The following is a 3388-nucleotide window of genomic DNA, read 5'->3' as shown; positions in this document are numbered from 1 at the left end:
TTGTCCGGCGGTGTCCTACTCTCCCACACCCTCCCGAGTGCAGTACCATCGGCGCTGGAGGGCTTAGCTTCCGGGTTCGGAATGTAACCGGGCGTTTCCCCTCCGCCATGACCGCCGTAACACTATGAACATATCAAACAACACACACACCCACACGCGTGTGGGGGGTTGTTTGGTGTTTGTTCAGAGTTGCACAGTGGACGCGTAGCAGCCTTGTTATCAAGTCCTCGGCCTATTAGTACCGGTCAACTCAACCCGTTACCGAGCTTACATTTCCGGCCTATCAACCCAGTCGTCTAGCTGGGGGCCTTACCCCCACAAAGTGGGGTGGGATACCTCATCTTGAAGCAGGCTTCCCGCTTAGATGCTTTCAGCGGTTATCCCTTCCGAACGTAGCTAACCAGCCGTGCCCCTGGCGGGACAACTGGCACACCAGAGGTTCGTCCGTCCCGGTCCTCTCGTACTAGGGACAGCCCTTCTCAAGTATCCTACGCGCACGGCGGATAGGGACCGAACTGTCTCACGACGTTCTAAACCCAGCTCGCGTACCGCTTTAATGGGCGAACAGCCCAACCCTTGGGACCTGCTACAGCCCCAGGATGCGACGAGCCGACATCGAGGTGCCAAACCATCCCGTCGATATGGACTCTTGGGGAAGATCAGCCTGTTATCCCCGGGGTACCTTTTATCCGTTGAGCGACACCGCTTCCACACGCAAGTGCCGGATCACTAGTCCCGACTTTCGTCCCTGCTCGACCTGTCAGTCTCACAGTCAAGCCCCCTTGTGCACTTGCACTCAACACCTGATTGCCAACCAGGCTGAGGGAACCTTTGGGCGCCTCCGTTACCCTTTAGGAGGCAACCGCCCCAGTTAAACTACCCACCAGACACTGTCCCTGAACCGGATAACGGTCCGAAGTTAGATACCCGAATCAACCAGAGTGGTATTTCAAGATTGCCTCCACCCATACTGGCGTACAGGTTTCACCGGCTCCCACCTATCCTACACAAGCCCATTCAGATACCAATGTCAAGCTATAGTAAAGGTCCCGGGGTCTTTCCGTCCTGCCGCGCGTAACGAGCATCTTTACTCGTACTGCAATTTCGCCGGGCCTGTGGTTGAGACAGTGGGGAAGTCGTTACGCCATTCGTGCAGGTCGGAACTTACCCGACAAGGAATTTCGCTACCTTAGGATGGTTATAGTTACCACCGCCGTTTACTGGCGCTTAAGTTCTCCGCTTCGCCCCCGAAAGAGCTAACAGGTCCCCTTAACGTTCCAGCACCGGGCAGGCGTCAGTCCATATACATCGAATTACTTCTTCGCATGGACCTGTGTTTTTAGTAAACAGTCGCTTCCCCCTGCTCTCTGCGGCCATACAACGCTCCACCCGCACGGGGCTTCACGTCTCCGGCCCCCCTTCTCCCTAAGTTACGGGGGCAATTTGCCGAGTTCCTTAACCACAGTTCGCCCGATCGCCTCGGTATTCTCTACCTGACCACCTGTGTCGGTTTGGGGTACGGGCCGCTCAGAACTCGCTAGAGGCTTTTCTCGGCAGCATAGGATCACTGACTTCACCTGAATCGGCTCGGCATCACGTCTCAGCCTCAATGCACCGCGGATTTGCCTACGGCACGGCCTACACGCTTACCCCGGCACAACCACCGGCCGGGCTCAGCTACCTTCCTGCGTCACCCCATCGCTTGACTACTACCCGCCAGGTTCCCACGCTCCCCAACATCCGTCCGAAGACATCAGCCAGTTCGGGTGGTTAGCACAACGAGGTTCGTCAGGGTCGCTCCTTCGCGGGTACGGGAATATCAACCCGTTGTCCATCGACTACGCCTCTCGGCCTCGCCTTAGGTCCCGACTCACCCAGGGCGGATTAGCCTGGCCCTGGAACCCTTGGTCATCCGGCGGAAGGGTTTCTCACCCTTCTTTCGCTACTCATGCCTGCATTCTCACTCGTGCCGCGTCCACAACTAGGTCACCCCGCTGCTTCACCCCCGGCACGACGCTCCCCTACCCATCCACACACCTGCACACCCCATCAAGGAGATGCGAAGTATCATGTGAATGCCACAGCTTCGGCGGTGTGCTTGAGCCCCGCTACATTGTCGGCGCGGAACCACTTGACCAGTGAGCTATTACGCACTCTTTAAAGGGTGGCTGCTTCTAAGCCAACCTCCTGGTTGTCTATGCGACCCCACATCCTTTTCCACTTAGCACACGCTTAGGGGCCTTAGCTGGTGATCTGGGCTGTTTCCCTCTCGACTACGAAGCTTATCCCCCGCAGTCTCACTGCCGCGCTCTCACTTACCGGCATTCGGAGTTTGGCTGATTTCGGTAAGCTTGTAGGCCCCCTAGACCATCCAGTGCTCTACCTCCGGCAAGAAACACACGACGCTGCACCTAAATGCATTTCGGGGAGAACCAGCTATCACGGAGTTTGATTGGCCTTTCACCCCTAACCACAGGTCATCCCCCAACTTTTCAACGTTGGTGGGTTCGGCCCTCCACACGGTCTTACCCGCGCTTCAGCCTGCCCATGGCTAGATCACTCCGCTTCGGGTCTAGAACATGCGACTACAACGCCCTCTTCAGACTCGCTTTCGCTACGGCTCCCCCACACGGGTTAACCTCGCCACATGCCACTAACTCGCAGGCTCATTCTTCAAAAGGCACGCCGTCACCCCGCAAGGCTCCGACGGATTGTAGGCGAACGGTTTCAGGTACTATTTCACTCCCCTCCCGGGGTACTTTTCACCATTCCCTCACGGTACTCGTCCGCTATCGGTCACCAGGAAGTATTTAGGCTTACCAGGTGGTCCTGGCAGATTCACGGCAGATTTCAGGAGTCCGCCGCTACTCGGGAACACCCACAGAAGATCAGCAACTTTCACCTACCGGACTCTCACCGACTACGGTTGGCTTTTCCACACCATTCGGCTAGCCACTGACTTTATAACTCCTCGAACAAGTGTCAGCCTGTTCAGCAGGGTCCCACAACCCCGACCACGCAACCCCTGACAGGTATCACACGCAACCGGTTTAGCCTCAATCCGCTTTCGCTCGCCACTACTCACGGAATCACTATTTGTTTTCTCTTCCTACGGGTACTGAGATGTTTCACTTCCCCGCGTTCCCCCCACACACCCTATGTGTTCAGATGTGGGTGACACCACATGACTGGTGCCAGGTTTCCCCATTCGGACACCCTGGGATCACAGCTCGGTTGACAGCTCCCCCAGGCCTATCGCGGCCTCCCACGTCCTTCATCGGCTCCTGGTGCCAAGGCATCCACCGTTCGCCCTTGACAACTTGACCACAAAGATGCTCGCGTCCACTGTGCAATTCTCAACAAACAACCAACCCACAACCCACAGCTT

2 rRNA genes are annotated in these 3388 nt (G+C 56.8%); both read right to left on the bottom strand.

The features are described 5' to 3' along the window. Positions 1-2: 2 nt before the first annotated feature. A 5S ribosomal RNA gene (gene rrf / locus JQN84_RS31100) occupies positions 3-119 on the bottom strand. A gap of 96 nt (positions 120-215) precedes the next feature. Further along, positions 216-3326 (bottom strand): 23S ribosomal RNA (locus JQN84_RS31095). Positions 3327-3388 lie beyond the last annotated feature (62 nt).

It is taken from the genome of Micromonospora humidisoli (assembly GCF_016900955.1).
GTDB lineage: Bacteria > Actinomycetota > Actinomycetes > Mycobacteriales > Micromonosporaceae > Micromonospora > Micromonospora wenchangensis.
This window is presented reverse-complemented; position numbering and strand designations above follow the sequence as displayed.